The sequence below is a fragment of the Aestuariivivens sp. NBU2969 genome (genome assembly GCF_019931125.1).
GTDB lineage: Bacteria > Bacteroidota > Bacteroidia > Flavobacteriales > Flavobacteriaceae > Aestuariivivens > Aestuariivivens marinum.
In genome coordinates this window covers 17,454-38,036 of sequence record NZ_JAIOUU010000003.1, presented here as the reverse complement: position 1 = coordinate 38,036, position 20,583 = coordinate 17,454, and the positions used below count along the sequence as shown (strand labels likewise).

Annotated in this window: 20 protein-coding genes and 1 tRNA gene; 6 read left to right on the top strand and 15 right to left on the bottom strand. The window is 37.2% G+C overall.

The features are described 5' to 3' along the window. Positions 1-9 precede the first annotated feature (9 nt). Positions 10-804, top strand: coding sequence for an endonuclease/exonuclease/phosphatase family protein (locus tag K7G79_RS03220; protein ID WP_223549099.1), 795 nt, complete (start codon positions 10-12; stop codon positions 802-804). Positions 805-810: 6 nt separating this feature from the next. Beyond that, complete coding sequence (locus K7G79_RS03215; protein WP_223549097.1) at positions 811-1,362, top strand: NUDIX domain-containing protein; 552 nt, start codon at positions 811-813, stop codon at positions 1,360-1,362. 9 nt (positions 1,363-1,371) lie between these two features. On the opposite strand, the gene K7G79_RS03210 is transcribed toward K7G79_RS03215, so the two are convergent. After that, positions 1,372-1,746 carry a TSUP family transporter gene (locus K7G79_RS03210; RefSeq protein ID WP_370634185.1) on the bottom strand — a complete coding sequence of 125 codons (375 nt, stop codon included), beginning with the start codon at positions 1,744-1,746 and terminating at the stop codon, positions 1,372-1,374. Between the two features lie 323 nt (positions 1,747-2,069). Then, positions 2,070-2,540, bottom strand: a complete 471-nt coding sequence (locus K7G79_RS03205) for a hypothetical protein (RefSeq protein WP_223549096.1) — start codon at positions 2,538-2,540, stop codon at positions 2,070-2,072. Between the two features lie 171 nt (positions 2,541-2,711). Between K7G79_RS03205 and trxB the strand changes: the two genes are divergently transcribed. The 4 genes from trxB to K7G79_RS03185 all read left to right on the top strand — a co-directional run bounded on the left by trxB (position 2,712) and on the right by K7G79_RS03185 (position 4,781). Then, a complete protein-coding gene (trxB, locus tag K7G79_RS03200) occupies positions 2,712-3,692 on the top strand; it encodes a thioredoxin-disulfide reductase (RefSeq protein WP_223549094.1) in 981 nt (326 codons plus the stop codon). A gap of 107 nt (positions 3,693-3,799) precedes the next feature. Continuing rightward, on the top strand, positions 3,800-4,090 hold the full coding sequence (locus tag K7G79_RS03195) for a GIY-YIG nuclease family protein (RefSeq protein WP_223549092.1): 291 nt from the start codon (positions 3,800-3,802) through the stop codon (positions 4,088-4,090). Between the two features lie 109 nt (positions 4,091-4,199). After that, positions 4,200-4,274: transfer RNA gene (locus K7G79_RS03190), tRNA-Pro, on the top strand. Positions 4,275-4,487: 213 nt separating this feature from the next. After that, on the top strand, positions 4,488-4,781 hold the full coding sequence (locus K7G79_RS03185; protein ID WP_223549090.1) for an Arm DNA-binding domain-containing protein: 294 nt from the start codon (positions 4,488-4,490) through the stop codon (positions 4,779-4,781). Here K7G79_RS03185 and K7G79_RS14765 read toward each other — a convergent pair. From K7G79_RS14765 to K7G79_RS03120, 13 genes are all read right to left on the bottom strand, one after another. Further along, a complete protein-coding gene (locus K7G79_RS14765) occupies positions 4,683-4,904 on the bottom strand; it encodes a helix-turn-helix transcriptional regulator (protein WP_223549484.1) in 222 nt (73 codons plus the stop codon). The two genes, K7G79_RS03185 and K7G79_RS14765, sit on opposite strands and share 99 nt — an antisense overlap. 240 nt (positions 4,905-5,144) lie before the next feature. Continuing rightward, the gene (locus K7G79_RS03175; RefSeq protein ID WP_223549072.1) at positions 5,145-6,083 is read right to left on the bottom strand and encodes a HipA domain-containing protein; all 939 of its coding nucleotides are present in this window, start codon (positions 6,081-6,083) and stop codon (positions 5,145-5,147) included. Continuing rightward, entirely contained in the window at positions 6,073-6,408 is a 336-nt protein-coding gene (locus K7G79_RS03170; RefSeq protein ID WP_223549482.1) for a HipA N-terminal domain-containing protein, read from the bottom strand. Before K7G79_RS03170 ends, K7G79_RS03175 begins: the two co-directional genes overlap by 11 nt. Next, entirely contained in the window at positions 6,383-6,613 is a 231-nt protein-coding gene (locus K7G79_RS03165; protein WP_223549070.1) for a type II toxin-antitoxin system Y4mF family antitoxin, read from the bottom strand. Before K7G79_RS03165 ends, K7G79_RS03170 begins: the two co-directional genes overlap by 26 nt. Positions 6,614-7,072: 459 nt before the next feature. After that, a complete protein-coding gene (locus K7G79_RS03160; protein ID WP_223549068.1) occupies positions 7,073-10,621 on the bottom strand; it encodes an alpha-L-fucosidase in 3,549 nt (1,182 codons plus the stop codon). A gap of 201 nt (positions 10,622-10,822) precedes the next feature. Next, a complete protein-coding gene (locus tag K7G79_RS03155) occupies positions 10,823-11,587 on the bottom strand; it encodes an SDR family oxidoreductase (protein WP_223549480.1) in 765 nt (254 codons plus the stop codon). A 24-nt stretch (positions 11,588-11,611) separates the two neighbouring features. Further along, positions 11,612-12,628 carry a zinc-binding dehydrogenase gene (locus K7G79_RS03150; RefSeq protein WP_223549066.1) on the bottom strand — a complete coding sequence of 339 codons (1,017 nt, stop codon included), beginning with the start codon at positions 12,626-12,628 and terminating at the stop codon, positions 11,612-11,614. 21 nt (positions 12,629-12,649) lie between these two features. Next, positions 12,650-14,254 (bottom strand): alpha-L-fucosidase, encoded by a 1,605-nt coding sequence (locus tag K7G79_RS03145; RefSeq protein ID WP_223549064.1) that lies wholly within the window; start codon positions 14,252-14,254, stop codon positions 12,650-12,652. A gap of 77 nt (positions 14,255-14,331) precedes the next feature. After that, on the bottom strand, positions 14,332-14,784 hold the full coding sequence (locus tag K7G79_RS03140) for a MaoC/PaaZ C-terminal domain-containing protein (RefSeq protein WP_223549062.1): 453 nt from the start codon (positions 14,782-14,784) through the stop codon (positions 14,332-14,334). Positions 14,785-14,800: 16 nt separating this feature from the next. Continuing rightward, on the bottom strand, positions 14,801-15,877 hold the full coding sequence (locus tag K7G79_RS03135) for a Gfo/Idh/MocA family protein (protein WP_223549061.1): 1,077 nt from the start codon (positions 15,875-15,877) through the stop codon (positions 14,801-14,803). Continuing rightward, positions 15,874-17,109, bottom strand: coding sequence for a sugar ABC transporter substrate-binding protein (locus tag K7G79_RS03130; protein ID WP_223549059.1), 1,236 nt, complete (start codon positions 17,107-17,109; stop codon positions 15,874-15,876). The genes K7G79_RS03135 and K7G79_RS03130 overlap by 4 nt, the downstream gene beginning before the upstream one ends. A 5-nt stretch (positions 17,110-17,114) precedes the next feature. Next, positions 17,115-18,257, bottom strand: a complete 1,143-nt coding sequence (locus K7G79_RS03125) for a CaiB/BaiF CoA-transferase family protein (protein WP_223549057.1) — start codon at positions 18,255-18,257, stop codon at positions 17,115-17,117. Beyond that, positions 18,254-20,566 (bottom strand): DUF5703 domain-containing protein, encoded by a 2,313-nt coding sequence (locus K7G79_RS03120; protein WP_223549056.1) that lies wholly within the window; start codon positions 20,564-20,566, stop codon positions 18,254-18,256. Before K7G79_RS03120 ends, K7G79_RS03125 begins: the two co-directional genes overlap by 4 nt. Positions 20,567-20,583 lie beyond the last annotated feature (17 nt).

The window sequence follows — 20,583 nt, the reverse complement described above, 5'->3', positions numbered from 1 at the left end:
TTTATTTCAATGAATCGAATAAAAATTATTTTTAAACTCCTATTTATTCTAAGTATAAGTATACATGCCCAAACCCAAATAGATTCATCTAAAGTAGTCAGGGTGTTAACATTCAATATATATCATGGTGAAACGGTAAATGCCGAAAAACAATTTGATTTTGATTTATTGGCCAAAGTTATTAACGATGAACAACCAGATTTAGTAGCATTACAGGAGGTTGATTTTAAAACCAATCGTGTTTTAGGTGTCGATTTGGTCACCGAGTTAGGCTTACGTACCAAGATGCAGGCCATTTTTGGTAAAGCTATGGCTTTTGATGGTGGTGAGTATGGTGAAGGTATTTTGTCTAAGTATTCATTTCTCTCAACTAAAAACCATGCCTTACCTGCTAGGGAGGGTAAGGAGCCTAGGGCTGCTTTAGAAGTAAATGTTGTCATTAAAAGTGGCGATACCATTAAGTTTATTGGAACGCACCTAGACCATACTAAAGATGAAACCGATAGAATAAATCAAGCAAATACAATTAACGGATTATTTGCAAAAGAGAATGTACCTATGATTATGGCAGGCGATTTAAATGCGAAGCCAGAGAGTGAAACCATGAAAATTCTTTTTAGTGTCTGGAAACCTTCATTGCCCGATTTTCAACCAACCATGCCTTCTGATGCCCCTCGTGCAAAAATAGATTATGTGTTATATAAACCTGCGAATGCTTGGCGGGTTTTGGATACCAAAATCATCTGTAATGATAAAGCAACAGACCATTGTGCCGTTTTGAGCGTACTGGAACTTCTAAATTAGTGTGTTTTGGATGAATTAGTTGACATACTTGATAGAGAGGGAAAAGCAACGGGAAAAACCTGTATGAAGTCTGAAGCACATGCCAAAGGCTATTGGCATAAGTGTATTAATGTTTGGCTTTATACCAAACAAGGTGAGGTTGTAATACAAAAACGGGCAGCCACAAAAAAAGAGTTTCCCAATACTTGGGATGTATCTGTAGCTGGCCATATTGGAGCGGGAGAAGATGTGTTGTTAGCTGCTCAACGAGAAGTAGGTGAAGAGGTCGGCTTCCATATAATAGCCAGTGATTTAACGTTTATAGGAAATTATGCCACAGATTTCAGGCATCATAAAGATTATATAGATAGGGAATACCATTATATGTATGTGGCAGAGTTGACGGTTCCTATTGAAAAATTACAAATTCAGGTCGAAGAAGTTGCAGGAATCCAATTGATATTAATTTCAGAATTAATTAAAAAAATAGAATCTAAAACCGATTCATTTAGCTTTGTTCCTTATGGTTTAGATTATTTTAAGCATGTTTTTGCTTCAATCAATAAAAAAATACAATAGTTGTTGATTTTATTTTCCAAGAATCATTTTAATGCCTACCAGAATAATAAAGACCCCAAAAATCTTTTTAAGAAAAGCTTGGTCTATTCTAAGCGCTAATTTTGAACCAAAATAGCCACTAATCATAAATAACACAGAAACAATTAAAGCCATTTTCCAATCTATTGCACCTGCTTTGTGATAATTCAAAACAGCTAAAAATGTAACAGGGGGAAGCATTACCGCTAGGCTAAGACCTTGTGCCATGTGTTGTGAAAATCCTAAAAAGAATACAAACATGGGAATCATAATCAGTCCGCCACCCACTCCTAGTAAGCCACTAAAAACACCAGTTAGAATACCTATAAGAATTAAAATAAGAACAGTTGTAAGCGTCATTTTCATGTGTTTTAATTTTGATAGGCTTCAATTTATAAAAAATGATGTAATCTGTTATTAATAAAATGACCAAATATTAATTCATAAGGCTTTCTGAATGAATTGAGAAAAATAAGGTATTTATATGTTCATTTACTTGTAATGGTTTTATTCTAATGAAACCTTATTTTAACTATTATAAAGTTCAAATAAGCACCCCTTAACCTCTTTTTTGTTGCAGGCTATTAAGGTAACTATTCCAAGTTTTGTAATAAATATGTTATGAATATAGGTTTATCTTTTTATAAAGGCTTAAATAGCTGTTTTAATTGATTTCTAGGTGCAAACAGTTACTCTATTCGTTTGTAGTTTTCTGCAAACATAGGGTTCCCTTGTTCATCCAGGCTAATTTGAGAAAATTTGTTTTCTTCTAAGATGAGTTTAAATGTAAACTCTTTATTTTCTTTTATAATATTATTCATAGCTTTCGAGCCATAATCTAGAACTTCGGTTAAAACACTATCATTTGCAGTGTAATCACCATATCCAAACCAATCTAAAGAATCTGAAACACGTAATCTGGACCACATGACCTTGGTAGGAGAATACATTTTAATTTGTTTAAGTGTATTTGAAGATTTAATTGTATCAATAGAGCCATCACTTCTGTAATTAAAGTAGCTAATCAACTCCCATGCGCCTTGCATGGAAAGAGGTTTTTCATTGGATACTTCAGAATTATGATTTGTGGAGTCTGTATTTGAATTCTCCTTACATGAAAACAGTAGCAAAATGAAGAGGATAAAAAAATAATTTTTCATAGTTGGTAAGATTAGAAGATATGTAGTTAGTTATCTACAAGTTACAAAAAATAACTCATAAATCTAAAAAGCCAATAAGAAACTACTATAAGCAGATAAAAACTGTTGATAACTTATAATTAAAATTAAGGCCAAAAACTATACTTTTGCTCAAATTAAATAAATTGAATTATGGCTGATACAATAGAAAAGGTAAAATGTTTAATTATAGGTTCAGGGCCAGCAGGTTATACGGCAGCTATCTATGCTGCAAGGGCCAATATGAACCCTGTTTTATACCAAGGCACACAACCAGGAGGGCAGTTGACAACGACCAATGAAGTAGAAAATTTTCCAGGGTATCCAGAGGGAGTAACAGGCCCGGAAATGATGATGCAACTACAGGCTCAGGCACAACGTTTTGAAACCGATATCCGTGATGGCTGGGTGACTAAAGTTGATTTTTCAGGAGGGGTCCATAAAGTGTGGGTGAATGACACAAAAGAAATTCATTGTGATACGGTCATTATATCAACAGGGGCTTCAGCCAAGTATTTAGGATTGGAATCAGAACAGAAGTATCTAAAATTAGGAGGCGGTGTTTCGGCATGTGCGGTTTGTGATGGATTCTTTTATAGGAATCAGGAGGTCGTTATAGTTGGTGCTGGTGATAGTGCCTGTGAAGAAGCTCACTATTTATCCAAGTTATGTACTAAAGTAACCATGTTGGTAAGACGTGATGAATTTAGGGCATCTAAAATTATGGCAGCCAGAGTTAAGAATACGCCAAACATAAATATATTGTTTAATACTGAGACCGATGAGGTATTGGGCGACGGGCAAGTGGTTACAGGTGTTAGGGTGTTCAATAATAAGACCAATGAAAAGCAAGAGATTCCGGCAACAGGATTCTTTGTAGCTATTGGACATAAGCCCAATACAGATATTTTTAAGGATTATTTGGAGTTGGATGACACGGGATATATCATCAACAAACCGGGAACCTCTAAAACGAACATAGAGGGCGTATTTGTATCGGGCGATGCAGCAGACCACGTTTACAGACAGGCTGTTACGGCTGCAGGAACTGGTTGTATGGCTGCTTTAGATGCAGAACGTTGGTTGGCGGCAAAGGATGCTTCATTTGAAGTTTCAACATCAACATATAACTAAAAGCATTTTGATTTTTTATATATGGACCAAAGCATGAAAATGCTTTGGTTTTTTGTTTTGTAATTATATCAAAAAGTGTTTTCTTTGAAGCCCATAATTAAATCGGGATGTGGCGCAGTCCGGTTAGCGTATCACGCCAAAGGCGTGATGGTCGATATATAATGAGTTATGTTGTTTACATATTATACAGTGAAGCACTAGACAAATATTACGTAGGCCAAACAAAAGATATTGTTAAACGTTTAGCGATTCACAACCAAGGAGGGAAAAAATATACCACTAAGGGTATTCCATGGAAGTTGATTGAAACATATATATGTCCAAACCGTTCAGAAGCTGTTCGGTTAGAACGGAAAATAAAAAAGAGAGGTATTGTTAGATATCTCCAAAATGGATAAATTTGGAATGTGGCCGTTCTACTGGCACAAGGTAAATTGCACCACTGTAGATTCTGTAAAGTAGAGAAGCCACTAAAAGATAAATAATATATGATTCGATCATAAAAATCGGGATGTGGCGCAGTCCGGTTAGCGTACACGGCTGGGGGCCGTGTGGTCGCAGGTTCAAATCCTGTCATCCCGACTTTTTAAGGTTTTAAATAAAACCAAAAACACAAAAAAATAGCCAAACACTATATAAATAAAGGGATTGGTTGTGTTTGATAAACAAACTCGTTTAGAACAAAAGTGAGTTAATAGGTGAGTGATTCGGTGAGCTCACCAAAACATAAGAATTTTTTGAAAGTGATTTGATTTTCGTGTTACGAGTCTATCGTTCAACCAAAACACTTTCAAAATGAAAACAAATTTCACCTTTGGCGTAATATTCTTTACGCGTCTCAATTCCAAAAAGACTGACCAAGCCCTAATCTTTCTTCGTATTACTGTTAATGGCAAGCGTTCCGAAATCAGTTTAAAAAGAAACGTATCCCAAAAACTTTGGGATAAAAACAAGGGCAAGGTTAAAGGGAATTCTCAAGAAGCACGAGCTTTAAACAATTACATTCATCAAGTACATGTCTTTAAAACACTTAGTAAAATAGGAGTGATGTGTAAAACCAACCATATACATCACCTCAGAAACATTTAGCCCTCCTTTTTTCAATAGTTGAGCTGCACGTTTTAAACGAATATTTCTTATAAACTCTGTTACTGTTTGACCTGTAAGCGCTTTTACTTTTAGGTATAGATTTGTCGAGTTTATTCCTAACATTTCACTAAGTAACTTTACGCTTAGCTCAGAATTATCAATTTCCATTTCAATTTTGAAGAATATCATTTAATCAAAGTTTCCCTTAACTGGTAAATTATGCTTTTCAATATTTTGTTTGTTAGATAAATATCATGAAATATTACATGGAAGAAAACTTAACCCATTCATGTATTATTTATAATAGTAGGTAAATTAACAATTTTCTTATAAAATTACTTCCACCTACAACACTTTGCCCCGTTAAGTGAGACGTTCGTATCTTGTTTCAAGAATATCCTTATAAGCAGCTTTCATGTCATTTGATAAAAAAGAATTATCTATCCATTGTATAGCTTTAGGTTTATTTTTGAACATACGATTAAAAACACCTTGTATTTGTCTGTCGGTTAATCCAAGCCTTTGTCCTAAATGCTCGAAATGGGCTTTTTTAAGTTTTCTTTTCTTTCCCTCAATTGTGAGTGCCAACTCTTCGGTATCTTCCAGCAATACGATAGCTACATTAAGTAGGTCATAAGCTGGAGCCAATACCCAACCCGAAGGACTCTCTATCATCGAAAAGTTTTTCAAGTGCATATCATTGTTTCCTGTTAGAAAACTAAAGATTGCCAATTCAAAATAGAAGATTTTATCCAACAAAGTGTTATTGGAATAACTGTCCAATGCTTTGCCAACTTTTTCCATGGAGCTTTTATACTTTTCATGTGCTTCTGTAATTTGAAACATATCCAGCATATGGATTTTTTCCCCTTTTTCAGTTCTGTCAATACGTTTGGTAACATAAGACAATTCACCCGAAGCCAATTTTATCAAACTTGAAGGCACGACCCGTATGCCAAAAGCTTTTGCAATCCGCATAGTCAGATGTTCGTTTTCCGGCATTTCCGGAAATTGATGGGAGGGTGGTTTAAATATATATTGGCCACCAAGTGCTCCCACAACAGTTAATCGTGTATCAGCTTGTTCTTGGGTTTCCTTTACCAAAGACATGGATAATTTAGGCTGTACTCCAGGTACAGCAACACTACGCTCAACAACACTCTTTGCCAATTCCACCATTTGGTCTATAATGTAGGGGATTATTGGAGGTTTTGTAGTGCCAAAGAAATCCATAGAACATTTTTCATGAAAATCAGTGTCATTTTCAAGAGGCTCATAACAATATAAACATCTATTCTTCATTGTCATTAGTTTTAGGTACAACACTTACCGCCCCAATACAATTCTGGCAACAGGCTAATAATAATCCCATGCGATCATTTCGATTTATTTTCCAGTTTTTTGATGCAATATCTAGTAACCAACCTTCGGGGATTAAACCTTCAAAAAAAGGAAATAACTTATTATTAGTATAAGCTTCTTTCCTAACAGGCATAGTAAACGTTATAAATTCAGAAGAATGGGTTTCTATATAAGTTGCATCATATTGAAACACATAATCACCTTCATCAGTTTCGGTAATAGTTCCTGCCAAATAATCTTTATAATAGACCGTACCTTGTCTCATCATTCAATGTTTTACTGTTCACAGGAGCTAATTCATGTCCAAACATAGCTAGGACAAGGTTAACCTTTTCCATGTTAAGTTTGGTTTTACCTTGTTCTATTTTTCGTACTACGGTTAAAGCAACACCAGCTCTGTCGGCAAACTCTTCTTGTGTAAGCCCAACTTCTTTTCTTCGTTCTTTAACAAATTCTGCTAATGATTTCATCTTATATTAATATTAAACTATATGTTTTTGCATATAATTCTAAGTAAATATACGAAATTATATGCTTTTACATATAATCTTAATGAAAAAGATATAATTATATGCTTTTGCATATAAAAAAGGAAGGTAAATTTTATGATTGACTGAAAAGATTTAGAATAAAAAAGCCAGAAAGATCCTGAGCTTATATTTTTATTTTCTTAATAAACTTAACAATAGATTTGAACAGTATCGAGGCAATAAAACTGACCAATCCCGACCAACCCAATGTAGGTAAAACCAAAACACTGTTAATTGTATGGTTATCAGTGTTTTCTTGTTTTTATTGCCTTTATTTGGTTAATGTCACATACATTTCATATTGAGATATGAAATATAAATGAGAAATATTTATTTCCTAGGCTTTTAAACTTTTATACTTTTTTGAAAAATCTATAAGTAAAAAATTTTGATACTTTCTTATAGCTTCTTTATTTCAACTTTAATCACTTGGTATGTGTCAAAATCAAGTTTGCTTTTTTTAAGAGAAAAGCTATAGCCATTTTTTTCTTTTTTTATGTTAATTTTTTTACCTGATGATAAATTCGTTACTCTACCTATTTTTCCGTTGTAAAATAATGAAACCTTATCATCTAATCTATTCGGTAATACGTGTAAATATAGGGCATTCCTATGTTTGGTAATGGGGGCATTAGCCCATTCTTTAGGAGCAGGGAGTAGTTCTTTTCCAAATAAGGCCTCTTTATTTGGAACTATCCATTCGGCTAATTGAGCCATATTTTTGTAAAAGTCTTTTGGTGGAACGCCATTGCCAGAAGGACCAATGTTAATAAGAAAATTCCCGCCTAAACTTCTGGCTAATATCAATTTATCCAAGGCTTCTTTTGCACTGAAGCGTAAGGAGGAGTAGCCCCATGAACCACACCACGAAGTAGTAAATTCCCACCACTTATTGATGCCTTCTTCCGGTTCCTTCCATTCAACCGTGGCAAAATCGCCTTTACCTATTTCTTCTTCCTTTGCATCGGGACTACGCATTTTATACCACCTGTCGTTTACTACGATACCAGGCTGTAAGGTTCTTATCCAATTAAATAGACCATCTGTATATGCTTCCTTTTCTTTTCCCGGCCAGTAAAAACCATCAAACCATAACACGTCTATTTGACCATAATTCGTTAATAATTCTTTTAACTGTCCAATAGTATATGCCCACCAATTTTTATACCTCATCGAGTCAATTTCAGGATCTACTAAGGGAAATTTATTTCGAGTTCTAAAATTAAAATTCTGGTCTCCCAATGGATAGTTTGGAAAATGCCAGTCACGTTGCGAAAAATAGAATCCTACTTTTAAACCGTATTTACGACAGGCCTCTACATAGGGTTTTAACAAATCAGTATCGGGAACATAGGTGCTAATGTTATAATTTCCGTAAGTAGAAGGCCACAATGCAAAACCATCATGGTGTTTGGCTCCTAGTACTACGTAGGTGATTCCAGCTTCTTTAGCCGCTTTGCAAATCTTGTCTGGATCCCAATCGGTTGGATGGAAGTTTTCTGCCAGGGCAAAGTAGTCTTCAGGATTGGCATACTTTTCTTCATAACCATGCGGATAATTTTTAATCATTGCCCAGGAAGGTTGTGAACCCTGTGTACTATGTGGACCCCAGTGCATAAACAAGCCAAAATGTCCTTCACCAAACCACTGGGCTCCTGGATTGGGATTTGGAAAAATAACCGCTTTACTATCTTCGGAAATGGTCTTTAAAATGTTATTAATTATTGGGTCTTTTACTTGGTAAGCCAATTCCTTTTCTTGTATTTTTTGCCACTCATGAATGTTGTTTTCATTTACACTAACCCTTAACCCATTTCTCTTTCTAATACTTTTTATGCTTTTGGTTTCATAAAGCCCTATTTTATGGAATGGTATTTCTTTAAAATCGGGTAATTTTTTGTAAACTTCTGAATTTGAATCCAGATTGAAATTCTGAATGTCCCAATCTGCAAAAGCAATGTTATGGTCTGTCTCCCAGTTATTGTCTTTGTAGTCGAGCCATTCTTTTTTTCCATCCAATAGCTGTTCGACATTTACAAAAACATTGTTTTCTACCACGTTGCGTTTTGGATGCTCGGGGTTTTCAAAGTATGTGACAATTTCGGGATAACTATTGCTGTAGGGAGGAGCTGTAAAGTTAACGGCCTTTAATCGTTGTTCAAATAATCCGTTTTTATCCAATAAAGCCTTGGACCAGTTTTGCAGGCGGTTGTCAACATGTATGCCAATCTTATTGCTAATAAAAATATTGTTTCTGTAAACATTATCGGATCCGCCACCTATGAGCGCGTTCCATTTGCCTGCCTTATAAAAAACATTGCCTAATACGGTCATGCCACAGGCGCCATCATCGTGATAAACGGCACAGGTGTTGTAATGGTCTGGAATATTTTCAAAATAGTTATATCGAACTATATTACCACGTTCGGCAGGGTTACGCCCGTAATAAATAGCACCTTGGTCCTCTACTTCAAGGCATACATCATGAATGTAATTGTACTCAATTATATTGTCGTTTCCAAACATAAGGTATATGGCCATACTTGGGGTGTTGTATATTTCGCAATGCCTTACTGTGTTACCCACACCGGTTAAGTGGACAGCAGGGCGATACGATTTTTCTATGCGGTTTAAATCATGGAATACACAGTTTTCAATACTATTATTGCCTTTTTCCAGTGTTTTTAGGTTGCCTCCCCCAAGAATAACGCCTCCAGCGCCCAGATTGTAAAACTCACACCCTATGATCTTATTATTTTTACCACCTTCACTATAAAACGTAGAATTGGCGTAAAGGTGTTGTTGCAAACTGCCAACAATACCGGATTTTACTTTTTCCGTCCCCTCATGTCTGTACTTGTCAAATGGCTCTACGCCCTTGCCTACCAAAATGCCTATACTGCCAAGATTTCTAAAAGCACAGTCCTTAATGGTTGCATTATGGGTATTATCCATAGCAATGCCCAATCCTCGGGAGCATTCAAATTGAATACCTTCAATCAGTATATGCGTGGTGTTCTGGATGGTAAAAAATGGAGCTTCTAGTATTGAAAACTCGAGCGATTCAATCTCATCGTCTTCTAAAATAAATTGCAGTATCCCTTCTTTACGGTCAATATAATACTCTCCGGGGGCATCTAGTTCTGCCAGTATATTAACACCGTACCATTGTCGCCACGGTTTACTGTCTCCATAACCATACAAAGTGGCAGATGCTGTTTTTAGGGTCTGTGCTTTTGTGTCTACAGATGCTATCTTTACCATATCATCGGCATATCCCCACATAAAATATCCAGACATCCATACATCTGTTTCGTTGGCCCATTTATCGATTCGAGCGTCGTTATACTTAATCAGACCGCCCCGATTTGAGAAGTCGTCGTTTCTTGGCACGGAGCCTTTATCCAGTACCTTTCCCATAGGAACCATACCTTGGTTTGGCCAACGGGAAAGATGTAGAGGCTTTTTGTTAACAAAGGGTTCTCCCCAAGCTGGACCGTAAGGACGAGCAAACCCGACATGACGTAAAGTACCATAGTTTGTAATGCCAACATGTTTTAAATTAACACTGTAGTGGTTTTTAAAAGTGCTTTTAGTACTTTTTTTAATAAATGGTGATGGAATTGCAATACCGCCCGAAAAAATTACTTGTTCTGACTGATAGGGCTGAATATGTATATTGGAAAGGGTCCCATTAATTTTTACTGTACTTTGAAAGTAATAGGTGCCACCCCTTAAAAAAACTTTGACCATGGAATGGTTGCCTTTTTGCCTGTCCTCCTGTATTTGTTGCAATGCGCGTTCCAGTGTGGCAAATGGAGCTGCTTTTGTGCCTTCGTAAACATCATTTCCAGATGGGGAAACAAAATAATGTATCTCTTCCGTTTTAAAAGAAGATAACGAAATAATCAGTATTGCTAATAAATATAGTTTTAACACCTGCTTCATAAATCTTTAATCAATTCTGGTTCACATTTCTTTTTTCGTGTATGTAATCACTGGGGGACAAACCAAATTCGGCCTTAAAGCATTTTGGACTTCTTTTGCAACAGTGTCTTTTTTTTGTTCCTGACCGCAAGCATTTAGTACTAAAAAAGAAAGGATTGCAACAAATTTTAATAGTTTCATACAATTGTTTTTTTTAATAATTTATCTACCCATCCAACCACCGTCAACCAAGACGATGGATCCATTCATGTATTGAGAAGCATCAGAAGCCAAAAACACAATAGGGCCAGCAAAATCCTCGGGAGTACCCCATCGTCCTGCGGGTATTCGTTCTAAAATGGCTTTATTCCTATCAGGATTGTTTCTTAAAGCCTCTGTATTGTCCGTAGCGATATAGCCAGGTGCTATGGCATTTACATTAACACCTTTACCAGCCCACTCGTTGGCGAAAGCCATGGTCATTTGGCCAATGGCACCTTTACTGGCGGCATAGCCTGGAACCGTAATGCCGCCTTGGAACGTTAAGAGCGAAGCTGTAAACACTATTTTCCCATGTCCTCTGGCAACCATATCTTTTCCGAACTCACGTGTTAATATGAATTGGGCGTTTTGGTTGACTTCAATCACCTTGTCCCAATACTCATCTGGATGCTCTACAGCTGGAGCTCTTAAAATAGTACCGGCATTGTTTATTAAAATATCTATTTGCGGGTGGTTGGCTTTTACCTTTTCAATAAAAGCATAAACCGCTTTTCTATCTGAAAAATCGCATTGATAGGCAGTGAAGTTTCTTCCTGTGGCTTGAACTTCTTTTTCAATAGCGCTTCCACTTAACGCTAATGAAGCAGACACGCCTATAATGTCAGCACCAGCTTCGGCCAATGCTACTGCCATTCCTTTGCCTATTCCTCTTTTACAACCGGTAACCAGGGCTGTTTTCCCTGCTAAACTAAATTTGTTTAATATACTCATTATTAATTTTTTATATCATTATAAGCTACAATCCATTAAAACTTTCATACCATCAGGATTTTGATCAATACGTTCAAAAACCTTTTGAATAGTTGATAATGGTTGAACATCTGTTATCATATCCTCAAACGGGAGTTCGTTTGCTGTGATTAACGCAATTGACTTTTCGTAATCTTCTTTTTCATAAACCCTTGCACCTATCAGTTTTAGTTCCTTCCAAAAGAATTTGAAAAGATTGACAGGTTTAGGCTGACCATGGATGGCGACCATGACTATGCGGCCTCGAATACCCGCTATTTCGGTCATGATATCCAGTGCGGGTTGCACGCCTGCAACTTCAAAAACCACATCGGCCAATCGACCTTCTGTTTTTTCCCTTACGTATGTAACGAGATCTGTTTTTGTGGGGTTTACTGCTTCTATACCCATGGATTGTGCTTTGGCAATACGCTTTTCGTTCACTTCGGAAACAATCACCTGCGCACCGGTTTCCTTAGCCACCAATGCAACGAGTAATCCAATGGGACCGCCACCTAGAACCACTGCCGTTTCGTCTTTGGTCAATCCACTAAGCCGAACATCGTGAGTAGCTACTGAAAGCGGCTCGATTAATGCTGCCAGTTTTAAATCGGTGTTTTCATTTAGTTTATGCAATGTGAAAGCAGGAACATTCCAATATTCTTGCATAGCGCCTGGACTATCAATACCTATAAATTTTAAATTTTCGCAAATATGATTGAAGCCTTTATCTGAAGGTTTTACCAAGCGATCATCTAAAGGGCGAACGACAACTTTATCACCAACTGAAAACCCTGAAACACCTTCACCAACGGCATCAATTGTTCCAGACATTTCATGTCCGATGGTTTCCGGAATGTTTACACGTTTATCCATCATGCCATGGTAAATATGTACGTCGGTACCACAAACACCAACATAGGCCACTTTTATTCTTACTTCTCCAGCTTCTGGGGCTTCTATTTCTTTTTCAATAACAGAGAAGGTTTTATTTCCTTTGTAAAGGGTAGCTTTCATTATTACTTTATCTTAAGTTGTTTAATGTATTATGTTTGGCTTAAATGTGATTTCACCACTGCATGGCGTATTCAATTTTAGTTTAAGTGTCACGTATAAATTACTGTTGTCCGTAATTTGTGCCGTTTGGTTCATGAATATTTGGTTCCCTTTTATTTGGATGAACTCATCTAAGGCTTTGTTTTCATTATAGTACATAGCAGCATGTTCTATTTGTACTTTTTTCCCGTCATTGGGCTTTATCTCCAAAATGTATTGTCCGGGGATATTGATTTTGTCTTTCAAGTTTATTTTTAGTTCCAGATGCGTACTGTTTAAATCGGTTGTATTCCAAGAACCAACTGTTTGAGGCCTTGCATAAACATGCATTTTACGCTTTACAGGAGGGGTAAAATCACTAACGTAATAGGCTGAAAACGATCTGATGATGGGTTCTGCTGCAGACTTAGTTATACTAAGTTTCAATTCAGAGACTTCAATATCGTCAAAATAATCAATTTTTTTACGTCCTACGGAAATACCATTGACGATTTCAACCCATGTATTGTTCACTAATCCTTCTATAGTGTAGGCCCTTATACGCTCACCATGCCGGTAATCCTCCATAGTAATGGCATGGTTAATCTTGGTGGGTTCATTAAATTTAATGGTTACTGAGTTGCCCTTTATGTTTTTTACCTCGGCCAATGATTTATCAAATCGGCGTTTTATTTCCTTTCCAAAATCATGGTATAATTTTATGTCACCTTGGGGAATCAAACCTGTAGTGTCTGGGCTGGCATTCAATAGAAAAACACTACCATAGCCAACAGATTTATAGTAGTTTTCCATTAAATGATCGAGTGATTTTCTATAACGTACTTTCTTAGGGGACCAAAACCAATAATGGTCATATAAGGTTGTATTGGTTTCTAAAGGTGCCCAAGCATCACCATTTGGTGTGCCGTGTATTTGAGTGGAAACACCGGTTTTCAAGTCTTCGGTTTTTACCGAATTCCATGCAGGATAAGCTAAGTTTCCAGATTCTGTTCCCGGCCACCTTAGGTTAGCATGAGGTCCCTGAAAAACAACCGCATTTTTTGCGTATTTTTCCATGATATCGGTAATATCTATAACACAGCTGCCATCAAACCAAACCTCAGTCATTTCACCATAGTTTGCTAGAACTTCGGTTAATTGGGTTCTAAAAATTTTGTTATAGGCTTCTTGTTTAGTAGGATCTTGTGTTTTACCGCCACCACCAAGCATGGCTCCCCAAGTTTTATCGCCAGGATATATATAGACCCCTAAGTTTAATCCATATTTTTTACAGGATTCTGATATTTCCTTTAACACATCCCCTTCACCATTTTTATAGGGTGTATTTTTTATGCCGTAATTACTTGTGTCGGTTTGCCACCAACAGAAGCCACCAGAATGTTTGGCAACAAAAATAATCTGTTTGGCACCCCAGGCCAATGCGGCCTCACACCATTGATCGGTATCTAATTTTGTTGGGTTTATGCGTTCTAAGGGTACCGAATGATCGTTTTGTTCTGCTTCAGACCAGGTTGTTGGTGCAAAATGAATAAACATAATACGCTCCTGTTCGTGCCAGTTGTATTGTGCTTCTGTGGGTGTTGCCAATTTTTGGCTATGCCCCATAAGAAATACCATAAAAAAAAGGAGATTAAATAATATGGTAATGCGAAAATTTATCATTGCTATGTATTGTCTGTTTTTCTGTTTACCAAAAGGATGTGATCACAAACCATGACGATATCGTTATTTTGATTAAACACTTCAACGTGCTCAGTAACTTGTCCCAAATGGGGTTTTTTGGAATCGCTTTTGTCACTAATTGTTACTACGACTCGTATAGTGTCTCCAATGTAGACCGGTTTAATAAATCGCAGTCTATCATATCCTTTTGAAAAAGCTTCTGGATTTATTTCGGTGGCCGTCATCCCAATGGCAATGCTAAAGGTAAGGGTGCCATGGGCAATTCTTTTTTTAAAAGGTTGTGTCTTGCACCACTCAGTATCCATATGGTGTGGAAAAAAATCACCGGTTTGGCCCGCATGCATCACAATATCGGTTTCGGTAATGGTTCTACCTAGAGTTTCCCTGTGGTGGCCAATTTGGTAATCTTCAAAAAATTGGGTTTTGAAATTCATGTTTTTTTTGATGGGTTTATGTGTTGTCCATTAACGTTTTTTTTCCCGAATCGCTCGATTGGTAGGCCATCTCCACAATTTCCATGGTTTTTATAGCATCTTCAACTGAAGAAGTCAATACGTCTTGAGACCCTTCTACAAATCGCATTAAATTGGACATAGTGCCGATGAATGCATCTGGAAACCAGCTACCTTCAATGGTTGCCACATGCCATTCTGGGTTTCCCTGATCATCTAAAACACAATATTCAAATGCATCTGGAACGCCATGGGGATAATCCAATAGCAGTCCCATTTTGGCAATGATAACGCCTTTGGTGCCTTCCCATTTTATAAAGCTTTCCTGGTGTTCCTTTCCAAAGTTATGATCGTGGTTTGTATTAATTGAGGCACTTAATTCGTCGCCATAATCGAATAGAATACTACTTCTTGTTGAGGCAACCCTAGAGCTTGGATGTTTTACGGTTTTAGCCATAATGCCTTTTGGGTCTCCCAAAAAAGAGCGTATCACGTCTATATAATGGATGCTATGGTATAAAATTTCAACACGTGAAATTTTGGCTAAAAAATCCCATAGATGCCAAGGTGTGTAGGTACATAATTTTACCTTCATATCATAAACCTCGCCAATAGCACCAGAATCGATTATAGATCTAGCAGCGTTTACAAAAGGGGCAAAACGCAACTGGAAGTTAATAGCGGCAGTTAGGTTTTTAGAGTTGCAAATAGATAAAATATGCTCAGCATTTTGGAGGTTTTCTCCCATAGGTTTTTGTATTAAAACCGATGAATTATTAGGTAATTTAGGGAGTATATTTGTGATTTCAGATGCTGGGACAGCCAAATCGAAAATAGCATGGTTTTCTTTTCCTAATTCAACCAAGGATTCAATAGTATGGCATACCGTTTTAATATTGAATTGCTCACTTAATGATTTTGAATTATCCGGATTGAGGTCGTATATACCAATAACTTGGAAACCTGCTTTTTTATAGGCAGGTAAATGGGCATCTTTTACAATGCCTCCAGCTCCAATGATTACTATGGGTATTTTGGTTTTAGGTAATTTAGGTTTAGATATTATAGGTATCATGGGCTTTCTATGGTGTCAATTTTTTGTTGTGCTTCACTTACCAGTTCAGATACTTTTTTGTCAGTACTAAAGAGTTCAGTAACCATAACATCTATTACTTCAGAAATTTTACTCCAGTTCATTTTGCGGGGCAAGGTTTTGGCGTTGCTGTGCAACATGTCCAATTTGTGGTAATACGGTACGGTTTGATTAACGTCTTGGTCGGTCCAAGTCGATTTTCTACAACCTATACCACCTTCTAGGGTCAGTAATTTATCATTTTCAGGGTTTACGGCATACTTTATAAAGTCGTAGGCAATATCTTTATTTTTACTGCCTTTTGCAATGGTGTAAAGCCAATAGACGTTTAAGGAAACACCCTGTCCATTTTTACCAGCGGGCACATGGGTGATATCTACACATCCTTTTACTTTGGAGTCTGGGTATACTTCACACATCGATGCAAAACCAAACCAGTTGACCATCATAGCTATTTCGCCATTGGCAAAGGCCATACCGGACTGGACGGAATCAAAATCCTTGCATTTTGGGTGCATGGCATTAGTGTCTTTAATGATATTTCTATAAAACTCCAATCCTTCAATAGCTTCGGTAGTGTTAATATTGATTACCCCGTTTTTATCTAATAAATTGCCGCCTCTTGTCCATAATTGTAAACAAAAGTCGAATACCGTATTATGTCCATCAGGATATAAAGCAAACACAGAACCATATAAATTTTTATCTGGTCGGTTAAAAAAACGTGCAATCTCATGGAACTCATCCCATGTGGTTGGCGGTTTTAAGTCTCTATTGTGTTGTGCTTTAAAATTTTGTTGTTCTTTTGGGTCTTCAAACAGGTCCTTTCTGTATATTAAACATTCCGGGCCATCGTGAAAAGGTAAGCCTAATACTTTGTCTTCAAAGCGTTGCATGTGCAATAGCGAATTGGACCATCCATCAGGAAAATTGTCAGGAGCACTTGATGCTATATATGGTGCTAAATCCTCTAAAGCATTTTTGTGTTGTGCTTCGGTAATCCAATCAGTATTAATATGGGCTATGTCCCAATCGCCATTTATCAAGCCATTGTCCTTGCCAAGTGTAGCGTCATAAAGAGGGTGTAAATCCATGGGGACTGCTTCTAGCTCCATTGTGCAATTATGTGCTTTGCAAAATGCATCCCATGTTTTCTGCAAGGCAGTTTCAAAGGGGCCAAATTTCCTAACGGCTACTCTAAATTTGTTGCTCATGATTTTTATAAATTAAATTCTGAAACAATATGTTTGTTGTGCTCGCCCAGATTGGGGGTTCCCTTAGGAGATAAAAGTATTTCTCCGTCAATACGAATGGGACACCGCGTTGTTTTAAATTTAAAACCATCTCCCATTTTTACTTCTTGTTCCATATTTAGCACTTGGTAGGCCTCAGTTTTCATTAATCTTTCCCAATTCATAACATCTGCACACCATATATCGGCAGGCTCTAGGAGCGACAACCATTTTTGGGTTGTATCTGTAGCTAAATGATTGGACAACACATGTTTTATTTCATCCCTTTTATCAAACCAAGAGTTAATGTCTTGATATTCTTTTAGTTTTTCGCAACCCAAGAGTTCGCCCAACACGGGGATTTGCCCCATGGCCAAAGCTAAATATCCGTCTTTTGTTTTATAAATGCCGTAGGGTGCGCCCAAATAGGCATGGGCATTATTGGATTTTGTTCTTTCAACGGGCTGTCCTCCGTCGGCATAAAAAGTTGTAATTGTTTCAAACTGTAGATCGATTACGGATTCCAGCATACTTACTTCAACTTTGGCGCCTTTGCCCGTAATGCTTTTACGTACTAACGCGGCTAAAATACCTTGAACCAAGTGTGCGCCAGAAATTATGTCTACAATCGCAAGCCCCATTGGCACAGGGCCATCGCTTTTGTTTCCACTTAGCCATGTTAGTCCGGAAAGTGATTGCAGTAATAAATCTTGGCCAGGTTTGGCTTTCCATGGGCCTTCTTTGCCATAACCCGATATTTCACCATAAACTATTTCCGGATTTATCTTTGTTAAAGTCTTATAATCCAAGCCAAGCCTTTCAATAACTCCGGGTCTAAAGTTGTGTATGACTACGTCTGCTCGCTTTATGAGTTTTATTAAACGTTCAAGGTCGGTAGAACTCTTTAAATCGGCAGTAAAACTTTCTTTATTTCTGTTGATGGCATGGAATACGGTAGAATTACCATTTACATTTACATTGGATACATAGAGTTTCCTGCAGATATCTCCCGTTTCTGGACGTTCAATTTTAATGACCCTAGCGCCTAAATCTGCTAATTTTAAACTCGCAGAAGGTCCAGACAAAAATTGACTTAAATCGATAACTAATATGTCTTCAAGGGGCTTCATTCAATACTCTTGTTGTTTAATATTATTACATCGGCTTTTCTTGATTCAGGAAACACTTCTAAGGACTTAATTTCCCCATCAACAATATGCCCTTTTAATGTTGTCTCTTTTGGAGCATGGAGTTTAAACTCCACATTCCATTCTTTTGGCCATGACGGTAAGAGGTAAATTTTATCAGAATATGGGTCGCTTTGCATGAGCATAGATTGAAAAGCTTTCATCAAAACACCTCCGTGGTCTTGGTCTGGTGTCCAGTCATAATTAGGCCCCCAAAAGGCAGGGAATCGAGAATTTTTGTCATAATTTCTTGAACGCTCTATTAGGTTTGCTTTTACTTGTTCTGTTTCTCCCAGATAAGCCATAAATATATCGTCTTGTCTCCAACCGAAAGCACCTTTATCCCAGCGATGTTCTAATGCGTTCTTTCCATATTCAATATTTGGCTTACCTACACCGTATAATCTAAAAGGAAAAACGGCATATAATTCGGGGTTTTCTACATTTCTTTTGTCCTCAAAACGTTCGGCTGGAGCCAAAGCTTTACCGGAAGGGGTGTCTCTTAAAGGTAAATCGGGAAGTTTAGCATTCATTTTACTCCAAAATTCCCTGTCTTTAATTTGGGTTAAATTTTCTGGTAGGGATAAAAGTCTTTTTGTAATACTATGGAGGCCAGATAATTCTGGCATGGGATTGGTGCAATCCCACCATGTTTCAGCGGCCATTGAAGGGTACATGGCTAATTTCCCTGCATCGTTGGTTTTATAATAGTTGTCAAAGAATTTTATAATTTCATTGGCTACGGGAATTACTTTTTCCTTTAGAAAATCTGTATTCTGTGTGTAATTATAATAGTCCAACATCATAAATGTTAATTCTGGACCTGCTACCCATTCCCATTTATGCCAACCACTTTCTTGTAGTGGGTCTTCTCTTTCTTCATAGGGCGTCCATCCATAGGTCGCCGTGAATGTAGACCCCCAGAAGTAAGTGCATTCTGGAAAGTAAGCACCGTCAAATCCAAAATATTTTTTTGTTCTGTATTTTGAAAGTTTAAAGATGTCATCAGCATACATTTTAAAAAGTGGTTGCATTAAGTCATAATCTCCGGATGCACACATGCTTAAATAGGGCAAGCGCGTATTTTGCCACCAGTAACCCGGTCCCCATCTTCTATAATCTGCTCCTCCGGGCTTATCGTTGGTTGGTACTGTAAAAATAGATCCGTTGAATTTTATGGGATAATTTCCCCTTCCGGCTGAAGCATCTAAAAATCGTTGTAATGTATATGCTCGTGATATAATAAAGGCGTTATTGTTTTTATTGTTAGCTTCTATACTGTCATTAGGTGTTGCATTAATCCAACTTCTGTCCCAAAAAGTACGCCACCATTCTTTGTGCGCCCTATAGTGTTCGTCTATTGGTATTTTATTAACATTAGAAATAATGCCTTCCATTGTTTCCAACCAATTTTCGGGTGTTGCAGGATGTTGGGTAAGGACATGAACTTTTATGGTGCTTTCCTTGGCCGATGGTACGGCGAGTGTAGAATCATTTATCTTATCCGCTTTTGTTCCAGTAATTGTGCCTCCAAATGTGCGATGGAGTATGGGGTCCCCTTCAAAGTATTCAGTCAGCCCCTGCAATTTATTTGTTAAATCAAATCCTACCGATTTCTTGTTATGGTGGTACCAACCTATGTAATTTTTATCCCCAGAGATTAAGTTGTCCGGTTCAACAATAACAGGTTGGTAGAGGCTGCCTGGCATATCCCTTTTTTCTAAAAGGTCACTAACACCAATTTCAGGTAGTGAATCACGTTTAGTACGCCAGAGCTCTATATTTGCAGTAAGGGATACGGGTACAGTGCTTGATTGATTAATATAAATAACAGGATGGTTGGCGTCTACCCATATTTTAAAGCTAAGATTTACTGGTTTCCCGCTTATGTTTCCTTTTGAATCTATTTTTATAGTTCCAGATTTTAAATCTAATTCTTGTTTAAAGTCTCCATTGGGAATGGTAATGGGGGGGGTAGATTTTATGCGTACTTTCCCTGCTTTAAGTAAGCGACCATTATCTCCCCAAGTATCTGTTTTTCCAATATAAAAGCAAATGTCACCATTAGTCTCTGTCCAAGCGTTCAATCCAATGTCTCCATTGCCTGTTGGCATTGATCCTGTGTGATCTTTACTAGGTGTCTTCCAAATTATATTGTAAGGGTCTGTGGAGCTAGCGTTTATTGTTAAATCAAGTTCTTTAGCACAGCTTGCAAGTAAAATTATTGGAAGTAAACATTTAATTACATTCATTATTTAATGGTTTTGAT